This window comes from Pseudomonas sp. (assembly GCF_049300855.1).
GTDB lineage: Bacteria > Pseudomonadota > Gammaproteobacteria > Pseudomonadales > Pseudomonadaceae > Aquipseudomonas.
In genome coordinates this window covers 1-18,134 of sequence record NZ_JBAQKH010000041.1, presented here as the reverse complement: position 1 = coordinate 18,134, position 18,134 = coordinate 1, and the positions used below count along the sequence as shown (strand labels likewise).

At 57.7% G+C, this 18,134-nt stretch carries 16 protein-coding genes; 2 read left to right on the top strand and 14 right to left on the bottom strand.

Translation table 11 applies throughout. From position 1 onward, the window contains the following. Positions 1 to 4: 4 nt before the first annotated feature. The gene (locus WA225_RS21290) at positions 5 to 457 is read right to left on the bottom strand and encodes a PaaI family thioesterase (protein WP_422609467.1); all 453 of its coding nucleotides are present in this window, start codon (positions 455 to 457) and stop codon (positions 5 to 7) included. Continuing rightward, entirely contained in the window at positions 454 to 930 is a 477-nt protein-coding gene (locus WA225_RS21285; RefSeq protein ID WP_422609466.1) for a PaaI family thioesterase, read from the bottom strand. Before WA225_RS21285 ends, WA225_RS21290 begins: the two co-directional genes overlap by 4 nt. Positions 931 to 1,088: 158 nt before the next feature. Between WA225_RS21285 and WA225_RS21280 the strand changes: the two genes are divergently transcribed. Beyond that, positions 1,089 to 1,325 (top strand): hypothetical protein, encoded by a 237-nt coding sequence (locus WA225_RS21280; protein ID WP_053118505.1) that lies wholly within the window; start codon positions 1,089 to 1,091, stop codon positions 1,323 to 1,325. 77 nt (positions 1,326 to 1,402) lie between these two features. On the opposite strand, the gene WA225_RS21275 is transcribed toward WA225_RS21280, so the two are convergent. From WA225_RS21275 to sdhC, 12 genes are all read right to left on the bottom strand, one after another. Further along, complete coding sequence (locus WA225_RS21275; protein WP_422609465.1) at positions 1,403 to 1,804, bottom strand: MAPEG family protein; 402 nt, start codon at positions 1,802 to 1,804, stop codon at positions 1,403 to 1,405. Beyond that, positions 1,804 to 2,541 (bottom strand): DUF599 domain-containing protein, encoded by a 738-nt coding sequence (locus WA225_RS21270; RefSeq protein WP_422609464.1) that lies wholly within the window; start codon positions 2,539 to 2,541, stop codon positions 1,804 to 1,806. The genes WA225_RS21275 and WA225_RS21270 overlap by 1 nt, the downstream gene beginning before the upstream one ends. 158 nt (positions 2,542 to 2,699) lie before the next feature. Further along, positions 2,700 to 4,013, bottom strand: coding sequence for a branched-chain amino acid transport system II carrier protein (gene brnQ / locus WA225_RS21265; protein ID WP_422609463.1), 1,314 nt, complete (start codon positions 4,011 to 4,013; stop codon positions 2,700 to 2,702). 319 nt (positions 4,014 to 4,332) lie between these two features. Next, entirely contained in the window at positions 4,333 to 5,214 is an 882-nt protein-coding gene (sucD, locus tag WA225_RS21260; protein WP_158830677.1) for a succinate--CoA ligase subunit alpha, read from the bottom strand. Then, positions 5,214 to 6,380: an ADP-forming succinate--CoA ligase subunit beta gene (gene sucC / locus WA225_RS21255; protein WP_007919879.1), complete on the bottom strand. Its 1,167-nt coding sequence runs from the start codon at positions 6,378 to 6,380 to the stop codon at positions 5,214 to 5,216. The genes sucD and sucC overlap by 1 nt, the downstream gene beginning before the upstream one ends. 182 nt (positions 6,381 to 6,562) lie before the next feature. Further along, entirely contained in the window at positions 6,563 to 7,999 is a 1,437-nt protein-coding gene (lpdA, locus tag WA225_RS21250; RefSeq protein WP_053118492.1) for a dihydrolipoyl dehydrogenase, read from the bottom strand. Between the two features lie 97 nt (positions 8,000 to 8,096). Continuing rightward, on the bottom strand, positions 8,097 to 9,317 hold the full coding sequence (gene odhB, locus WA225_RS21245; RefSeq protein ID WP_053118490.1) for a 2-oxoglutarate dehydrogenase complex dihydrolipoyllysine-residue succinyltransferase: 1,221 nt from the start codon (positions 9,315 to 9,317) through the stop codon (positions 8,097 to 8,099). A gap of 42 nt (positions 9,318 to 9,359) precedes the next feature. After that, a complete protein-coding gene (locus WA225_RS21240; RefSeq protein WP_422609462.1) occupies positions 9,360 to 12,191 on the bottom strand; it encodes a 2-oxoglutarate dehydrogenase E1 component in 2,832 nt (943 codons plus the stop codon). A gap of 251 nt (positions 12,192 to 12,442) precedes the next feature. Further along, positions 12,443 to 13,147, bottom strand: a complete 705-nt coding sequence (locus WA225_RS21235) for a succinate dehydrogenase iron-sulfur subunit (protein ID WP_003223007.1) — start codon at positions 13,145 to 13,147, stop codon at positions 12,443 to 12,445. Between the two features lie 11 nt (positions 13,148 to 13,158). Beyond that, on the bottom strand, positions 13,159 to 14,931 hold the full coding sequence (sdhA, locus tag WA225_RS21230; protein WP_008077944.1) for a succinate dehydrogenase flavoprotein subunit: 1,773 nt from the start codon (positions 14,929 to 14,931) through the stop codon (positions 13,159 to 13,161). Between the two features lie 3 nt (positions 14,932 to 14,934). Next, positions 14,935 to 15,303, bottom strand: a complete 369-nt coding sequence (sdhD, locus tag WA225_RS21225) for a succinate dehydrogenase, hydrophobic membrane anchor protein (RefSeq protein ID WP_003222999.1) — start codon at positions 15,301 to 15,303, stop codon at positions 14,935 to 14,937. Further along, positions 15,297 to 15,671 carry a succinate dehydrogenase, cytochrome b556 subunit gene (sdhC, locus tag WA225_RS21220; RefSeq protein WP_016773673.1) on the bottom strand — a complete coding sequence of 125 codons (375 nt, stop codon included), beginning with the start codon at positions 15,669 to 15,671 and terminating at the stop codon, positions 15,297 to 15,299. Before sdhC ends, sdhD begins: the two co-directional genes overlap by 7 nt. 363 nt (positions 15,672 to 16,034) lie before the next feature. Between sdhC and gltA the strand changes: the two genes are divergently transcribed. After that, positions 16,035 to 17,324: a citrate synthase gene (gene gltA, locus WA225_RS21215; protein ID WP_007919904.1), complete on the top strand. Its 1,290-nt coding sequence runs from the start codon at positions 16,035 to 16,037 to the stop codon at positions 17,322 to 17,324. Positions 17,325 to 18,134: the final 810 nt, after the last annotated feature.

Sequence of the window (18,134 nt, the reverse complement as noted above, 5' to 3'; positions counted from 1 at the left end):
CTGTTCAGGATTTCAAGGGCTCATCGATTTTGAAGTGTGCACGCGCGGTGGCAATCGGTTCGCTTTCGGTACTTTGCCAGGCTGTGACCGCGACGTTGGCGACGCGCCGGCCCTGGCGACAGACCTGGCATTTGGCCCAGGTATCGCGGAACTGCCCGGCGCGCAGGTAATCGAGGGAGAAGTCGATAATCTTCGGCACCCCCGGTGCACCGGTGAAGATCAACAGATGCAGGGCCGCTGCCAGCTCCATGAACCCGGCAATCACCCCGCCGTGGATCGCCGGCAATAAAGGGTTACCAATGTTGTCCTTGTTCGCCGGCAGCTTGAACAACAGTTCATCGCCGACGCGCGAGCACTCGATGCCGATCAGCCCGGCGTAGGGGATCAACTGCAACAGCGGCGCATAATCGCCCTGCGCGTGAGCCGCCAACAGCTGCTGCTTCAGGTCATCACTCATTGGCCTTCTCCTTTGATGGCGCCGCCAAAACCTTTGGTACCTTTAAGGCCTTTGCCCATGCGCATGAACGTCCCGACCACATGGGCGATCGGCTGCGCGGGATCGTCCTGATAAGCAAAACCGCGGGCGAAGATCACGTCTGTGGTAACCCGATAGCACTGAGCAAAGCCATATACGTCTTTGTCTGGCTCTGCGGCGTGCATGTAGTCGATGCGCAGATCAAGGGTCGGACACACTTCGAATTCCGGCAATACGCACAGGGTCGACATCCCGCAGGCCGTGTCCATCAGCGAAGTAATTGCACCACCGTGGATGACGCCGGTCTGCGGGTTACCAACGATTTTCTGACTATAGGGAAGGATCACGGTGAGCCCTTCGCTGGAGGCGCTGTGCACCGTTAAACCAAGGACCTGACAGTGGCGCAGCGCTGATAGAAAGCGCGTCGCGCGCTCAAAAACGGGGTTTTCGGCCATTTGATAATTACTCTCGTTATAGCCTGTTGCCAGTAGTAAGGAATAGCGCAAAAGTTCCGCTACGAAACAAACTTATATATCTGAAAGAAATGAGGAACTTAACTCATCGCGCCTAGCTCTTAAGGCCAGTAGTTATTTTCCATAAGGAGAAACACCCCATGCGTAAGACTTTTGCTATTGCCTTGATGTTGACCGCTTCCCTCGGTCTCGCTGCCTGCGATAAAAAATCCGAGGACAAAGCTCAAGATGCCAACCAACATGCTGAACAAGCTCAGCAAGACATGAACAAAGCTCAGGATAAAGTGAACGACGCCGCGAAAGAAAACGCCGAAGCTGCCAAAGCTCAGGCTGAATCGAACGCTGCCGCACAAGACGAAGCCGCCAAGAAGCAATAATTCGCTTTTTGCTGCTGAAAAAGAAAACCCGCCAAGTGCGGGTTTTCTTTTGCCTGTCATTTAGCGGCGGAATGGACTTAGAGCAAGACAGTTCTAAAAGTCGGACTAATCATCAGCAACAGCGAACACACTAATCCAACTAGCCAAACCAGGCTGCGCAGCTTGGGCAGATCGGCCAGGTAGAGCCACAAGTAGAGAATTCGCGCGATCACGAAAATGATCGCCAATGTATCGATCAACCAGCCCGCTGTTTGCGTGGTGTGCGCCATCAGCACGCCCACGGCGAACAATATGAACGCTTCGATACTGTTCTGATGCGCCGCCAGCGCCCTCGCGCCATACCCGGTCAGTTGCGCCTGTTGCTGGCGCGGCAGGTGATTGTTGTAACCGCCCTGCTCTTTCATCGCCTTGCCCACCGGCATGCGCGCGATGTAAATCAACAGTGCACTGATAAACACACACCAGAACGGAATACTCATCAAGCGACCTCTTTGTTTGTCTCGGGAATGGGGGCTTCTGTAGGGGTATAGACCATGACATCGAGAACGTCGGAATGAAACTCGCGGCGGTACAAGACCAATACCACGCCGGCGCTCATCAACATGAACAGCCACGGGCTGACGAACCACGCCAGCATGGTCATGCCGAAGTAATAGGAGCGCAAACCGAAGTTGAACTGGTTGGCGGCCATCGAAATCACCCGCGCCGCCCGCGCAGCGAACGCCTTGCGCTCCTGTTCGGAGACGTGTCGCTCACCGATCATCGGCGCCGAACCGACCAGCACCGCCGCGAAGTTGTATTGGCGCATGCACCAGCTGAAGGTGAAGAACGCATAGACGAACACCATCGCCAGACAAAGTAGCTTGATCTCCGACATACCCTGCGACGCTTGTTGCACCATCGGGATGTCTGCCAGCAACGACACCGCCCGCTCCGATGCGCCGAGCACAGTGAGAATGCCAGCGAGGATGATCAGGGTGCTGGAGGCGAAGAACGAGGCGTTGCGCTCCAGATTGCCGATCACGCTGGCGTCGGCAATGCGGTTGTCGCGCAGCAACATGCGACGCATCCAGTCTTCGCGGTACAGATGCAGCACGCTGGCCAGGCACGCGGTATCACGGCCCTTCCACGAGGCATAACGGGTGTAACCGCCCCAACAGATGACAAACCAGAGCGCGGCGAGCAGGTGGATCAAATTGGCTTGGATGAACGACATGCAATTCCTTGTGAATATAAATGCTGTACCTGTAGGCCTTCGACGTTGGTTCAGGGAAAAAGACACTGCCTGACGCGCATAAAAAATGCCCCGTATCGATTGATACGGGGCATTTCTGTTTAAGCGTTGAAGACCCGCTTTTGGCGGGTCAGGCAACGTCAGGCAACGGCTTCGCTGCGTTTGCCCAACAGGCGATCGCAAACGACTGCAACCACCAGGGTCATCACACATGGCACCAGCCACGCCAGGCCCTGCTCGCTCAGCGGCAGGTGCGCCAGTTCGGTTGGCATCCAGCCGGCCAGACCGGCGCCCTTCAAGGCATCGATCATACCGAACAGGAAAGACACCAGCATCACCGGGCCGAGGATGCGCCCATGTTCATGCCAGAAGTCTTTGCAGAAGCTCAGCGCCACCAGCACGATGCAGGGCGGGTAAATCGCAGTCAGTACCGGAATCGAGAACGCGATCAGCTTGGTCAGGCCAAGGTTGGACACCAGCAGCGAGAACGCCGCCAGGATGATCACCAGCGTTTTGTACGACAGCGGCAGGACACGACTGAAATACTCGGCACAGGCGCAGGTCAGACCGACCGCCGTGACCAGGCAGGCCAGCGAGATCAACACGGCGAGAAAACCGCTGCCCAGCGAACCGAAGGTGTGCTGTACGTAAGCGTGCAGTACCGCCGCGCCATTGGTCGCGCCAACGGCCACTTCGTGGCTGCCGGAACCGAGGCGGAACAGGCTGACATATACCAGCGCCAGACCGACACCGGCGATCAGGCCGGCAATGATCGCGTAACGGGTGATCAGCTTCGGCGACTCGACGCCACGCGAGCGGATGGCGTTGACGATGACAATACCGAACACCAGTGCACCGAGGGTATCCATGGTCAGGTAACCATTGATGAAGCCTTGGGAGAACGGCGCCGCTACGTACTCTGGCGTGCCGTGGCCGATGTCACCCGCCGGCAAGGCGAATGCAGCAATGCCGAGCACCGCCAGCGCGATGATCTTCAACGGCGCGAGGAAACGGCCGACGGTATCCAGCAAACGCCCTGGGTAGAGCGAGATGAAGAACACCAGCAGGAAGTACACCGAGCTGTAGAGGAACAGCGCCAGGGGGCTTTCGCCGGTCAGCGGCGCCAAACCTACTTCGAAGGACACGGTCGCAGTACGCGGGGTGGCGAACAGCGGGCCGACGGCAAGATAGCAGGCAGCCGCGAGAATGCCCCCGGCAACTTTACCGATCGGGCTGCTCAGCGCATCCATCGCCCCACCGACCTTGGCCAGTGCAACGACGGTGATCACCGGCAGACCCACCGCGGTGATCAGGAAGCCCAGCGCGGCCATCCAGACATGAGGTCCGGCCTGCAAGCCCACGATCGGTGGGAAGATGATGTTGCCAGCCCCAACGAACAGGGCAAATGTCATAAAGCCAAGTGCCAGGATGTCCTGACCTTTCAAAACTTTCATTAAGGTAATACCACACTACTGAATCGGAATTTAGAGGGGGATTGCCCTGTGTAATTAGGGAAATGCTGTCGATCCGTATGGGACTGACCCTTAAAGCGCGTTGCATGCCTTGTGGGCGGCAGACGCAAAAATGGCTGCTAGCCTAACGAATTTGTCTTACAAACGCACTGTTAGAGGGCGAACTATCCGATACGCGACGTTTCCGTGTCGCGTTTTTGCATGTAATTGGGGGCAAGCCTATAAATCAGCGAATGCCAGAAACGACAAAGGCCACCCGAAGGTGGCCTTTGTTGGGTAAAGCGTCAGCTAAGCGCGAGGCTTACTTGACAGCCCAACCAGTCAGCTCGGCCAGGGCCTTGCCGATGTCTGCCAGCGAACGCACGGTTTTTACGCCTGCGTCTTGCAGTGCAGCGAATTTCTCGTCTGCAGTGCCTTTGCCGCCAGAGATGATTGCGCCAGCATGGCCCATGCGCTTGCCCGGAGGAGCAGTCACACCAGCGATGTAGGACACAACCGGCTTGGTCACGTGTGCCTTGATGTAGGCAGCCGCTTCTTCTTCAGCCGAACCGCCGATCTCACCGATCATCACGATCGCTTCGGTCTTCGGGTCTTCCTGGAACAGCTTCAGGATGTCGATGAAGTTCGAACCCGGGATCGGGTCACCACCGATGCCGACGCAAGTCGACTGACCGAAACCGGCGTCAGTAGTCTGCTTGACAGCTTCGTAGGTCAGGGTGCCGGAACGCGAAACGATACCGACCTTGCCTGGCAAGTGAATGTGACCTGGCATGATGCCGATCTTGCATTCGCCTGGGGTGATCACGCCTGGGCAGTTAGGGCCGATCAGGACAATGCCCAGATCGTCGCAAACTACTTTGGCATCCAGCATGTCCAGGGTAGGAATGCCTTCGGTGATGCAGACGATCAGCTTGATGCCGCCGAATGCCGCTTCCAGGATCGAATCCTTGCAGAAAGGAGCCGGAACGTAGATCACGGAGGCGGTAGCGCCAGTGGCCGCTACTGCGTCTTTAACGGTGTTGAACACTGGCAGACCCAGGTGCTCGGTGCCGCCTTTGCCAGGAGTTACGCCGCCAACCATCTTGGTGCCGTATTCGATGGCTTGCTGGGTGTGGAAACTACCTTGCGAACCGGTAATACCCTGGCAGATAACTTTGGTGTCTTTATTGATCAGGACGCTCATTATTTGCCCTCCGCAGCTTTGACAACTTGTTGAGCAGCGTCGGTCAGGCTGGTAGCAGCGATGATGTTCAAACCGCTTTCTGCCAGTACTTTAGCGCCCAGCTCAGCGTTGTTGCCTTCAAGGCGAACAACAACCGGGATTTTCACGCCGACTTCTTTCACAGCGCCGATGATGCCTTCGGCAATCATGTCGCAGCGAACGATGCCGCCGAAGATGTTGACCAGTACTGCAGCGACGTTGGTGTCGGACAGGATGATCTTGAACGCTTCAGTTACGCGTTCTTTGGTAGCGCCACCACCTACGTCGAGGAAGTTGGCTGGCTTGCCGCCATGCAGGTTGACGATGTCCATGGTACCCATGGCCAGGCCAGCACCGTTGACCATGCAGCCGATGTTGCCTTCCAGTGCTACATAGTTCAGTTCGAACTTGGCAGCGTGCGCTTCGCGCGGATCGTCTTGCGACGGATCGTGGAAAGTCTTCAGCTTAGGCTGACGGTACATGGCGTTGGCGTCGATGTTGATCTTGGCGTCCAGGCAGTGCAGATCGCCGTCAGCCTTGATCACCAGCGGGTTCACTTCCAGCAGAGCCAGGTCGTGATCCTTGAACAGCTTGGCCAGACCTACGAAGATCTTGGCGAACTGAGCAACCTGCTTGCCTTCCAGACCCAGCTGGAATGCCAGCTCGCGACCCTGGAATGGCTGAGCGCCAACCAGTGGATCGATAGTGGCCTTGAGAATTTTTTCTGGAGTGTCGTGAGCGATTTTCTCGATGTCCACGCCACCTTCGGTGGAAGCCATGAACACGATGCGACGGCTCGAACGGTCAACGACAGCGCCCAGGTACAGCTCTTTAGCGATATCAGTGCACGATTCAACCAGGATCTTGGTGACTGGCTGGCCATTGGCGTCAGTCTGGTAAGTCACCAGACGCTTGCCCAGCCACTGCTGTGCGAAGGCTTTGGCGTCTTCTTTGCTGCGAACCAGCTTGACGCCGCCCGCTTTACCGCGACCACCAGCGTGGACCTGGGCTTTGACAACCCACTCACTGCCGCCGATTTTGTCGCAAGCTTCTGCTGCTGCTTCCGGGGTGTCTACTGCGTAACCAGTGGAAACTGGCAGGCCGTATTCAGCGAACAGCTGCTTACCCTGATACTCGTGAAGATTCATGCTTTTTACCGTCTTCGTTAGGTACTGCGCATTCGGCGCTGCGCTCGTTTGAGTGCCGCGCCACCTGTGACTGCTGCTTGCGTAGCTGAGCTACGCAAGACTGCGTCCAGCGGACATTCCGCGGTGAGACTTGCTCGCAAGGCTCACGACGGGCCGTTACCGCCGTGGTTTCTTATTGTCTGTTAACGCTTTTTGCGGTTGGCAATGTGGATGGCGCCGCCATTCACAGCCAGAGCAGCTTCGTGCAAGGCTTCAGACAGGGTCGGATGGGAGAAAACCATCATGCCCAGGTCTTCAGCGCTGGTGCCGAATTCCATACCGATCGCGCCCTGCTGAACCAGTTCTGCAGCGCTCGGACCAATCACGTGAACGCCCAATACGCGGTCAGTCTTGGCATCAGCGATGACCTTGACGAAACCACCGGTATCGTTGGCGGCCATGGCACGGCCGGAAGCGGCGAACGGGAAGGTGCCGACGTTAACTTCAACGCCTTCAGCTTTCAAGGCCTGCTCGGTTTTGCCAACCCACGCGATTTCCGGGTGAGTATAAATAACCGAAGGGATCAGGTCATAGTTCATCTGGGCTTTGTGGCCCTTGATGCGCTCGACAACCATGATGCCTTCTTCCGAAGCTTTGTGAGCCAGCATCATGCCGCGAACTACGTCACCGATGGCGAAAACGCCCGGTACGGTGGTCGCGCAGTGATCGTCAACGTGCACGAAACCGCGCTCGTCGAGGGTCACGCCGCTGTCGGAAGCCAGCAGATCAGTGGTCACCGGACGGCGACCAACGGCTACGATCAGCTTGTCGAAAGTGATGGTCTGTTCGCCGTTGGCGTCGGTGTAGTTAACAACGACTTCGTCGCCGTTGACTTTCGAGCCGGTTACGCGAGCGCCCAGTTTGATGTCCAGACCTTGTTTGGTCAGGGTTTTCAGCGCTTCCTTGGAAACAGCGGTGTCCGCTGCCATCAGGAAGGTGTCCAGAGCTTCGAGGACAACCACTTCAGAACCCAGACGCGACCACACCGAACCCAGTTCCAGGCCGATCACGCCAGCGCCGATCACGCCCAGACGCTTAGGTACGGTCTGGAATTCCAGAGCGCCAGTCGAATCGACGATGACGTTCTGATCGACCGGAGCCGGTGGAATGTCGATCGGACGCGAACCTGGAGCCAGGATGACGTTTTCCGCTTCGATGACTTCAACCGAGCCGTCTGGCTTGGTGACTTCGACTTTCTTGCCAGCCAGCAGTTTGCCGTGACCCTGGATCGAAGTAACGCCGTTGGCCTTGAACAGGGTGGCAACGCCGCCGGTCAGGTTCTTGACGATGCCAGCCTTGCGGCCAACCATCGCAGCGACGTCCATCTTGACTTCACCGGTCGAGATACCGTGAACGTTGAAGCTTTCTTTCGCTTCCTTGTATTTCCAGGAACTGTCGAGCAGCGCCTTGGAAGGAATGCAGCCCACGTTCAGGCAGGTGCCGCCCAGGGCTTGCTTGCCTTCTGCGTCGGTGTACTTCTCGATGCAGGCAGTGGTCAGACCCAGCTGCGCGGCCTTGATGGCTGCCACGTAGCCACCAGGGCCAGCACCGATCACTACTACGTCAAATTTCTGCGACATTCAAAAAATCCTCTTTAGCGAAAAGCTTCAAGCCGCGCGCTCCAAGCCAAGCTGCCCTTTCCTGCAGCTTGAAACTTGAAGCCCGCGACTGCTTCTATCAGATATCCAGCAACAGACGCGCCGGATCTTCCAGCAGGTTCTTGATGGTCACCAGGAAGGTCACAGCTTCTTTGCCATCGATCAGACGGTGATCGTAGGACAGTGCCAGGTACATCATCGGACGGATAACGACCTGACCGTTGATGGCCATAGGACGCTGGATGATGTTGTGCATGCCCAGAATCGCTGCCTGCGGCGGGTTGACGATCGGGGTCGACATCATCGAACCGAAGGTACCACCGTTGGTGATGGTGAAGGTACCACCGGTCATCTCGTCCATCGACAGTTTGCCGTCACGGGCTTTTTTGCCGAATGTTGCAATGCCGCCTTCGATTTCAGCCAGGCTCATCAGTTCGGCGTTACGCAGAACCGGAACCACCAGGCCACGGTCGCTGGAAACGGCAACGCCGATGTCCGCATAACCGTGGTAAACGATGTCAGCGCCGTCGATCGACGCGTTGACCGCCGGGAAGCGTTTCAGCGCTTCGGTAGCGGCTTTCACGAAGAACGACATGAAGCCCAGGCGTACGCCGTTGTGGGACTTCTCGAACAGGTCCTTGTACTTCGAACGCAGAGCCATGACTTCGGTCATGTCAACTTCGTTGAACGTGGTCAGCATCGCCATGTTCGACTGAGCTTCAACCAGACGCTTGGCCACGGTGGCGCGAACGCGGGTCATCGGTACGCGCTTCTCGATGCGGTCGCCAGCGGCGAACACAGGAGCGGCAGCCGAAGGAGCAGCAGCCTTGGCAGGCGCGGCAGCCGGAGCGGCTTTCTTGGCAGCAACCGCTGCAACCACGTCTTCCTTGGTTACGCGACCACCTTTGCCGGTGCCGGCAACGGAGGCGATGTTGATGCCGTTTTCTTCAGCCAGCTTGCGCGCGGCTGGAGCAGCAACAGGATCGTCTTCGCCTTCGGCAGCAGCTGGTGCAGCGGCTGCGGCCGGAGCAGCAGCGGCGGCTGGAGCAGCGGCAGCAGCGCCGCCCGCTTCGATGGAGCCCAGCACTTCGTCGGACAGAACGGTGTCGCCTTCGTTCTTGACGATTGCGCCCAGCACGCCGTCGGCGGTAGCCAGAACTTCCAGTACGACTTTGTCAGTTTCGATGTCGACGATCAGGTCGTCACGCTTGACGGCGTCGCCCGGTTGTTTGTGCCAGGTGGCAACGGTGCCATCGGCAACCGATTCCGGGAAAGTGGGGGCTTTGATCTCGATAGCCATTATCTGTAGTTCCTTAAATTCGGTTTCAGGTGCGCGAAGGCATTAAATGGTAAACGCGGCTTGCAGGAGTTTTTCCTGCTGCTCGGCGTGCATCGATGCGTAACCACAAGCTGGGGCAGCAGAAGCCTCACGGCCCGCGTACTCAAGTACGAGAGACTTGTCGAGGTTACCGATGCTGCGACGCAAGTGGTGCTGGCTGCAGTACCAGGCGCCCTGGTTCATCGGCTCTTCCTGACACCAAACGGCATTTTTGACGTTGGTGTACGGAGCCAGGACTTCTTTCAAGTCGTCCTCAGGGAATGGGTACAGCTGCTCGATACGCACGATGGCGATATCTTCACGGCCTTCGGCACGGCGTTTTTCCAGCAGGTCGTAGTAGACCTTGCCGCTACACAGAACAACGCGCTCGACCTTTTTCGGGTCCAGTGCATCGATTTCCGGGATCACGGTCTGGAACGAACCTTCGGCCAGATCTTCCAGGGTCGAGATGGCCAGTTTGTGGCGCAGCAACGACTTCGGTGTCAGCACGATCAGCGGTTTGCGCAGCGGACGAATCACCTGACGACGCAGCAAGTGGTAAATCTGTGCTGGCGTGGTCGGGACGGCAACCTGAATATTGTGCTCGGCGCACAGTTGCAGGTAACGCTCAAGACGTGCCGAGCTGTGCTCAGGGCCCTGACCTTCGTAACCGTGTGGCAGCAACATGGTCAGACCGCAGAGACGGCCCCACTTGTGCTCGCCGCTGGTGATGAACTGGTCGATTACAACCTGTGCACCGTTGGCGAAGTCGCCGAACTGGGCTTCCCAGATCACCAGCGCATCCGGCGTGGTGGTCGAGTAACCGTATTCGAACGCCAGTACCGCTTCTTCCGACAGGAACGAGTCGTACAGGTCAAAGCGTGGCTGACCGTCGTACAGGTGCTGCAACGGAATGTAGGTGCCCGCATCTTTCTGGTTGTGCAGCACAGCGTGACGGTGCGAGAACGTACCGCGGCCGATGTCCTGACCGGTCATGCGAATCGGGTGACCTTCGAACGCCAGGGTCGCGTACGCCATGGTTTCGGCGTAACCCCAGTTGATCGGCAGGCCGCCGGCTTGCATCTTCTGACGGTCTTCGTAGATCTTCGCGACCTGACGCTGAACCACGAAGCCTTCCGGAATTTCCAGCAGCTTGGCGGACAGCTCTTGCAGGGTCTTCAGATCAAAGCGAGTGTCGTGACGCGCAGTCCAGGCGTGGCCCAGATACGGACGCCAGTCCACGAACAGCTCTTTGTTCGGCTCTTTGACCAGCGATTTCACGACGTGCAGACCGTTGTCCAGCGCGTTGCGGTATTCGTCGACTTTCGCCTGAACACGCTCTGCGTCCAGTACACCGCCCTGGGTCAGACGATCAGCGTACAGCTCACGAGTGGTGCGCTGTTTGGTGATCTGCTGATACATCAGAGGCTGGGTGCCGCTTGGCTCGTCGGCCTCGTTGTGGCCGCGACGACGGTAGCAGACCAGGTCGATCACCACGTCACGCTTGAACTGCATGCGGTAATCGATAGCCATCTGAGTCACGAACAGCACGGCTTCCGGATCATCACCATTCACATGGAGGATCGGCGCCTGGATCATCTTCGCAACGTCGGTGGCGTACTCGGTGGAACGCGAGTCCAGCGGGTTGCTGATGGTGAAACCGACCTGGTTGTTGATCACGATGTGCACGGTACCGCCGGTCTTGAAACCGCGGGTCTGCGACATCTGGAAGGTTTCCATGACCACGCCCTGACCTGCGAATGCAGCGTCACCGTGGATGGAGATCGGCAGAACCTTCTCACCGGTCGGGTCGTTACGACGATCCTGACGGGCGCGCACCGAACCTTCTACCACCGGGGAAACGATTTCCAGGTGGGACGGGTTGAACGCCATGGCCAGGTGAACTTCACCGCCGGCGGTCATCACGTTGGACGAGAAGCCCTGGTGATATTTAACGTCACCGGAACCCAGCTCGACCTTCTTCTTGCCTTCGAACTCGTCGAACAGCTCGCGCGGGTTCTTGCCGAAGGTGTTGACCAGCACGTTCAGACGGCCACGGTGGGCCATGCCGATGACGACTTCCTTGGTGCCGTAGGAACCGGAACGCTGGATCAGTTCGTCGAGCATCGGAATCAGGCTTTCGCCGCCTTCCAGACCGAAACGCTTGGTGCCCGGGTATTTGGTGCCCAGGTATTTTTCCAGGCCTTCACCGGCAGTCACGCGTTCAAGCAGGTGGCTCTTGATGTCGGCGGAGTACGTCGGACGACCACGCACGCTTTCCAGACGCTGCTGGAACCACTGGCGCTGCTCGGAATCGGTGATGTGCGTAAACTCAGCGCCGATGGTGCGGCAATATGTCTGCTGCAACGCTTCGTGAATTTCGCGTAGGCTCGCTTCCTCTTTGCCGATGAACAGGTCGCCGGCACGGAAGGTCGTATCAAGATCGGCATTGGTCAAGCCGTAATGATTGATCGACAGGTCTGCAGGTGCAGGACGCTGCCACAGCCCCAGCGGGTCAAGCTGGGCTGCCTGGTGGCCACGCATACGGTAGGCCTGGATCAATCGCAGCACTTCAACTTGCTTCTTCTCGTGCTCACTGCTCACGCTGCCGGCGGAAACCGGTTGGGCGCGGCGCTGGTTCTTTGCCAGCAGCACGAAATGATCGCGAATTGTCGAGTGCGAAACATCAGTGGCAGAGTTGCCGTCGGCAGGCAACTTCTGAAAGTAGGTGCGCCACTCTTCTGGCACAGCGTTAGGGTCGTGCAGGTAGAGCTCATAAAGCTCTTCCACATAGGCAGCGTTTCCACCTGAAAGGTAGGCGCTGTTCCACATGCGCTGCATCACGCTTTCTTGCATGCTTGGTCACCCTCGGTTAGGGGAACACCATCGATGTCGACACCGAGCAAACTTGCAGAAGTCCGAATGCAGCGACTAAAACAAGCCACTTAGGATCACACTGATAGTCCGGGTACCAGCCCGGATGCCCCTGCTTGTCTCATTTCTTCAAAATAAGAGCTGCAGCTTGTGGCTACTGCTCTGGTTATAGCCATGACGCGGGTTGAAGCCCGCGCCACAGCCTCTACGGTACAGCGGTTACAACATCTGAATCACACGCCGCTCGAAAGCAGCATGTTACGGATGTGACCGATGGCCTTAGTCGGGTTCAGGCCTTTCGGACATACGTTGACGCAGTTCATGATGCCCCTGCAGCGGAAAACACTGAACGGGTCATCGAGCGAAGCCAGACGCTCGGATGTCTTGGTGTCACGGCTATCTGCCAGGAAGCGGTAGGCTTGCAGCAGCGCAGCTGGACCCAGGAACTTGTCCGGGTTCCACCAGAAGGACGGGCACGAAGTCGAGCAGCAAGCGCACAGGATGCACTCGTACAGACCGTCGAGCTTTTCACGCTCTTCTGGCGACTGCAGACGCTCGATGGCCGGAGCCGGCGTGTCGTTCTGCAGGTAAGGCTTCACCTTCTCGTATTGCTTGTAGAAGATGCTCATATCGACGACCAGGTCACGGATAACCGGCAAACCTGGCAGTGGACGAACGATCAACTTGTTACCTTTTACAACCGCAGACAGCGGCGTGATGCACGCCAGACCGTTCTTGCCGTTGATGTTCATGCCGTCGGAACCGCAGACGCCTTCACGGCAAGAGCGACGATAGGAGAAACCCTCGTCCTGCTCTTTGATCAGGGCCAGTACGTCCAGCACCATCAGGTCTTTACCACCGGTATCGACCTGGAATTCCTGCATGAACGGCGCGGCGTCCTGATCAGGGTTGTAACGATAAACGCTGACTTGCAACATGGCGGCCACCCTTAATAAGTCCGAATCTTAGGTTCAAAAGTCGGAACAGTCTTCGGCGAGAAGTTCACGGCACGCTTGGTGACGCGCTTGTCACCCGGGAAGTACAGGGTGTGGCAGAGCCAGTTTTCGTCGTCACGGTCTTCGAAGTCTTCACGGGCGTGAGCACCGCGCGACTCTTTGCGGACTTCAGCGGCGATGGCGGTAGCTTCAGCCACTTCCAGCAGGTTTTGCAGTTCCAGCGCTTCGATACGGGCAGTGTTGAACGCCTGCGACTTATCGTTGATCTTCACGTTGGCGATGCGGGTACGCAGGTCAGCAAGCTGAGCGATACCTTTCTGCATGTATTCGCCGGTACGGAATACACCGAAGTAGTTCTGCATGCAGTTCTGCAGCTCGCGACGCAGGGTTGCCACGTCTTCGCCATCAGTACGGCTGTTCAGCGCGTTCAGACGCGACAGGGCAGCTTCGATGTCGGCTTCGGTAGCGTCGTCGTATTCGATGCCGTCGGTCAGCGCTTTTTCCAGGTGCAGGCCGGCAGCGCGGCCGAATACCACCAGGTCGAGCAGCGAGTTGCCGCCCAGACGGTTGGCACCGTGCACCGATACGCAAGCCACTTCGCCCACAGCGAACAGACCAGGGATGATCTTGTCGACGCCTTCAGCGTCCTGGGTGATCGCCTGGCCATGAATGTTGGTGGCAACGCCGCCCATCATATAGTGGCAAGTCGGAACAACCGGAACCGGCGCAACAACCGGGTCAACGTGTGCGAAAGTCTTCGACAGTTCGCAGATACCTGGCAGACGGCTGTGCAGTACTTCCTCGCCCAGGTGATCGAGCTTGAGCAGTACGTGGTCGCCATTCGGACCGCAACCGTTGCCAGCGATGATTTCTTTAACCATCGAGCGAGCAACCACGTCACGACCGGCAAGGTCTTTGGCGTTCGGAGCATAACGCTCCATGAAACGCTCGCCGTGCTTGTTGATCAGGTAACCACCTTCACCACGGCAACCTTCTGTAACCAGTACACCGGCGCCGGCGATGCCGGTCGGGTGGAACTGCCACATTTCGATGTCTTGTACCGGCACGCCAGCACGCAGAGCCATGCCGACGCCGTCACCGGTGTTGATCAGGGCGTTGGTGGTGGACGCGTAGATACGACCTGCACCGCCGGTAGCCAATACAGTGGCCTTGGCGCGGATGTAGGTGGTTTCGCCGGTTTCGATGCAGATTGCGATCACACCGACGAAGTCGCCTTCCTGGTTTTTCACCAGGTCGACAGCGTAGTACTCGTTCAGGAACGTGGTCCCGGCTTTCAGGTTGCCCTGATAAAGGGTGTGCAGCAGTGCGTGACCGGTACGGTCGGAAGCGGCGCACGTACGGGCAGCCTGCCCGCCTTTGCCGTAGTCCTTGGACTGACCACCGAACGGACGCTGGTAGATACGGCCCTGTTCGGTACGCGAGAACGGCATGCCCATGTGGTCCAGCTCATAAACAGCAGCCGGGCCTTCCTGACACATGTATTCGATAGCGTCCTGGTCACCGATGTAGTCGGAACCCTTGACGGTATCGTACATGTGCCAGCGCCAGTCATCGTTCGGGTCAGCGGACGCGATTGCGCACGTGATACCGCCCTGGGCGGATACAGTGTGCGAGCGGGTCGGAAAAACCTTGGTGATCACGGCAGTCTTGTGACCGCCCTGTGCCAGTTGCAGCGCAGCGCGCATGCCGGCACCGCCACCACCAATAATGATGGCGTCGAAAGAAATCGTTGGAATGTTAGCCATGACTCAGATACCCCAGAGAATCTGCACACCCCAGACGAAGTAAGCGAACATCGCAACGCCGCATACTGCCTGGAAAAGGAAACGTATCGCCGTTGCGGACTTGCCGAACGCCATTGGCGTCAGGTAGTCAGTCGCGATGGTCCACATGCCGACCCAGGCGTGAGCGCCGAGAGCAACAAGGGCCAGGAGGCTGAAAATACGCATCCCGTTGTGGGCGAACAGTTCATGCCACTGGGCATACTCGAGGCCAGGGTGGGCCACGACGTATCCGATCAGAAAGATGAAGTAAGCCGCGAGAACGACCGCAGACACACGTTGCGCCATCCAGTCATAGAGGCCCGAACGCGACAGGTTCGTGACGTTAGTTACCATATCCAAACTCCTGCCAGAACGATTACCACCACGGAAACGGCGATAACGATTTTCGAGCCCAGTTTGCCGCCTTCCAGCGTCTCACCGATGCCCATGTCCATGATCAAATGGCGCACACCGGCTACCAGGTGATACAGCAGAGCGGACAGGATGCCCCAAATCACTAGCTTGGCTAGCGGACTGGTCAGACACGCTTTCACCTGACCGAAGCCTTCCTCGGAGCTCAGCGACTTGTCCAATGCATAAAGCATGATGGCAAGGCACACGAAGAGGATGACACCGGAGATACGGTGAAGAATGGACGTGTAAGCAGTGACTGGGAGTTTGATGGTCCTTAGGTCTAGGTTTACAGGTCGTTGGCTTTTCACGGCTTTTTTTTCACACTGAAGAGCCCCTAACAATCAGGGCAAAGTTGTTGGGGAGTGCACTGGTCAGGTAACCACCACCCAGGGATGCGACCCCCAATGAAAGCAAGCCCAAAAGCCCTTGGCGGTCGGTGGCCGAGTATAGACAGTTAGGCTACTAATGACAACGCAATCACCTACCCCCAATAGCTGATTGCACAAGTTGCATAAAAGGCGTAAATGGCAGTCAATTTCGAGGAAAAAGTGCGCTTAAAGCCTTCTGGAGCAAGACTTTAGGCAAATTGACATTCGAATTTATCTCACTATAGTGGTGCGGGCCCTGCGTGGGGGGTCTGTCTGATGGTTCAAGCATAAATAGGAGGCCACATGGCTGACAAAAAAGCGCAGTTGATCATCGAGGGCGCAGCCCCCGTCGAGCTGCCCATTTTAACCGGCACCGTTGGTCCCGATGTAATCGATGTTCGGGGCCTGACGGCCACGGGCCGCTTCACTTTCGACCCAGGCTTCATGTCGACCGCCTCGTGCGAGTCGAAGATCACCTATATCGACGGCGACAACGGCATTCTGTTGCACCGCGGCTACCCGATCGAACAGCTGGCTGAAAAGTCGGACTACCTGGAAACCTGCTACCTGCTGCTCAACGGCGAATTGCCGACTGCAGAACAGAAGGCCCAGTTCGTCAGCACCGTGAAAAACCACACCATGGTTCACGAGCAGCTGAAAACCTTCTTCAACGGTTTCCGTCGCGACGCCCACCCGATGGCCGTCATGTGCGGTGTAGTCGGCGCCCTCTCGGCCTTCTACCACGACTCCCTCGACATCAATAACCCGCAGCATCGCGAAATCTCCGCGATCCGTCTGGTTGCCAAGATGCCGACCCTGGCAGCGATGGTTTACAAGTACTCCATGGGCCAACCCATGATGTACCCGCGCAACGACCTGACGTACGCGGAAAACTTCCTGCACATGATGTTCAACACCCCGTGCGAGATCAAACCGATCAGCCCGGTGCTCGCCAAGGCCATGGACCGGATCTTCATCCTCCACGCCGACCACGAGCAGAACGCTTCGACCTCCACCGTGCGTCTGGCCGGTTCTTCGGGTGCCAACCCGTTTGCCTGTATCGCCGCCGGTATCGCCGCCCTGTGGGGCCCTGCCCACGGCGGTGCGAACGAAGCCGTGTTGACCATGCTTGACGAGATTGGCGATGTGTCGAACATCGACAAGTTCATCGCCAAGGCCAAGGACAAGAACGATCCGTTCAAACTGATGGGCTTCGGTCACCGCGTTTATAAAAACCGCGACCCTCGCGCGACTGTGATGAAGCAGACCTGCGACGAAGTACTGAAGGAACTGGGCATCAACAACGATCCGCAACTCGAACTGGCGATGCGCCTGGAAGAGATCGCGCTGACTGACCCGTACTTCATCGAACGCTCGCTGTACCCGAACGTCGATTTCTACTCGGGGATTATCCTCAAGGCGATCGGCATTCCGACCAGCATGTTTACGGTGATTTTCGCGCTGGCACGTACTGTTGGCTGGATTTCGCACTGGAAAGAAATGCTCTCCAGCCCGTACAAGATTGGCCGTCCGCGTCAGCTGTACACTGGTTACGAGTCGCGTGATATTTCCAAGCTGGAAGACCGTAAATAAGATTTGTCTTGCGATGAAGTCTTAAGTTGTACCGGGAACGGCCTCTATTTATATAGGGGCCGTTTTTGTTTGTCCGGGATTTGGGATTTGGGGATTGGGGATTGGGGTTTGGGATTGGGGGCATATCCGTTGCTGCGGGTGGTGCCGCTGGCGGTTTCGCTCTTACAGCGAGTCCCTTTTTCAAACGCCAAAAAGGAACCAAAAGGCTTTGCCCCTGGCGTACGGCACTTCGCTGAGGCTCAGTGTTCCCTCGCTACGGTGTCCATCCGGGGGCATCGCCTACGGTTTGCTTCGCTGCACCTCCTCTCGATGTATGCGGCTACGCCGCACGGCGCTGCGCGCCTAACCCCCGGATGAACACCTACGCTCGGCCTGCCGATGGGGCAAAAAATCAAGAGCCAAAGCCAAAGCCAAATCAAAAGCCAGATCAAGAGCCCCTCACCCTAGCCCTCTCCCGGAGGGAGAGGGGACTGATTGAGGTGTTTGGGGGAGGTACGCCGACGTGCGATACCGCGTCGAACTCAGGCTTTGAAAAGCACATAAATCGGCCCCCTCTCCCTCCGGGAGAGGGCTGGGGTGAGGGGCGAATCCACCACCAATCCGAAGCCGAGCACGCTGTTGCTCCTCACCACTCAACAGGATGAGCGTTAGCTCGGCTGCGGCTTTTGATCTGTAAGGCGACGTCGGAAGGCTGAGTGGAGGGATTGATCCGGGCGTGGGAGCGCAGCGACCGTTTGGCGCAGCCAAACACAGCGAGAGGAGGTGCAGCGCAGCAAACCGTAGGCGCTGCACCCGGATCGATCCCGCAGC